Annotated in this window: 4 protein-coding genes; 1 reads left to right on the top strand and 3 read right to left on the bottom strand. The window is 77.4% G+C overall.

What is annotated here, in order from left to right; genetic code table 11:
- The 3 genes from ACFDS6_RS14560 to ACFDS6_RS14550 all read right to left on the bottom strand — a co-directional run.
- A partial coding sequence (locus ACFDS6_RS14560; protein ID WP_375272822.1) for a DUF3168 domain-containing protein occupies positions 1 to 341 on the bottom strand: 341 nt, incomplete at its 3' end.
- Entirely contained in the window at positions 338 to 532 is a 195-nt protein-coding gene (locus ACFDS6_RS14555) for a hypothetical protein (RefSeq protein ID WP_375272821.1), read from the bottom strand. The genes ACFDS6_RS14555 and ACFDS6_RS14560, both read right to left, overlap by 4 nt.
- Complete coding sequence (locus ACFDS6_RS14550) at positions 529 to 1,068, bottom strand: hypothetical protein (protein WP_375272820.1); 540 nt, start codon at positions 1,066 to 1,068, stop codon at positions 529 to 531. Before ACFDS6_RS14550 ends, ACFDS6_RS14555 begins: the two co-directional genes overlap by 4 nt.
- Between ACFDS6_RS14550 and ACFDS6_RS14545 the strand changes: the two genes are divergently transcribed.
- The coding region (locus tag ACFDS6_RS14545; RefSeq protein WP_375272819.1) for a hypothetical protein at positions 1,058 to 1,273 on the top strand (216 nt) is incomplete at its 3' end. The two genes, ACFDS6_RS14550 and ACFDS6_RS14545, sit on opposite strands and share 11 nt — an antisense overlap.

Here is a 1,273-nt window from a genome sequence, read left to right as displayed (position 1 = left end):
CCCTTGCCCGCCGACACCACGCGCGACCGCACCAGCACCACGCTCGCCACCCGCCAGTCGCCCAGCACGCGCGGCAATCCCGCCACCGCCGCCTCGACCGCCGCCGCCAGCGCGCCCGCACGCGCGGGCGAGTCTCCGCGGTCGCGCACCGTGACAGCCACGCGCAGTTCCGCGCCCGCCGCGTCCTTGGTCCCCCACTCGCGCGCGTCCACGTCGCCCAACAGCAGAAACGGCGTCGCCGCGCTCGCGCCCGCCCCCTCCCACACGCCGTTCGCGCCCCCGATTGTGCGCAACCGCGCCAGCACGCCCGCGCGCACCGCCGCCCCCGCCGCCGCGCTCATCGCAGCCACCCCGCGACGTCGCGCAGCCGCGCCTCCTCCAGCCGCCGCGCGTGCAGCCCCGCGCCGCTCAAGCTCACGCGCCCCTCGCCTTGCTCGACCGTCACGCCCGGCACGTCGCGCAACCGCGCCGCCAGCCGCGCCACCACCGCCTGCACCGCGCGCGCCGCCTGCCGCTCGACCGCCCGGCTCACGCGCGCATCTCCGGCATCAACGCCAGACGCCGGAACGGCCGCCACAGCGCGGTCACCGCCGCGGGCACCGGCTTCGCGCCCTCGCGATCGTCGAACAGATGCGCCGCCAACATCGCGACGCCGTGCCGCACCGCCGCCGGCAGGCTCGCCCAGTCCGCGCCCAATCCCGCCCGCGCGATCACGCGCGCGCGTCGCCCGACCCGTACCCAGCCGAGCCCCCGCGCGTCGACGTCGACCGCGTAGTCCGCGATCGGCAGCGCGGTTCCCACCGCCGCCACCGACGTTATCGCGCCCACCGGCCCGACCGGCAGCAGCTGCCACCCGGCGCGCGCGTCCAGCGTCACCGACACCTCGCGCGCGATCAGCACCTGCCCCAGGAACTGTTCCGCCACGCCCAGCGCCGCTTCCGCCATCGCGGCGATCAGCGCGTCGTCGTCGCCCCCGCTCGCGCGCAGCAGCGCCTTCACCGCCGCCACCGCGCCCGTGCGGTCCTCCCCGCCCAGCGTCGCCGCGCCGAGCCCCCTCGTGTTCGTCATGTTCCAATCTCCGCCGGAGTCCGCGCCGATCGCCCGCGCGCGCGGCAAGCATCTGCCACGCCGTCAGACGGACGCGGCGATGCCGCGTCCGCTGCCCGCCGCGGCAACTCCGCGGATTGCCTCGGGCAATCCGCGGGCGCCCGCATCACGCCGCGGCGAACTTCATCAGCTTGATCGCCTCGCTGTTCGACACGCACCCGCCGAC

The organism is Sphingomonas sp., from assembly GCF_042095875.1.
GTDB lineage: Bacteria > Pseudomonadota > Alphaproteobacteria > Sphingomonadales > Sphingomonadaceae > Sphingomonas.
Note: the sequence above shows the minus strand (reverse complement) of the source record. Positions and strands in the feature narration are given on the sequence as shown.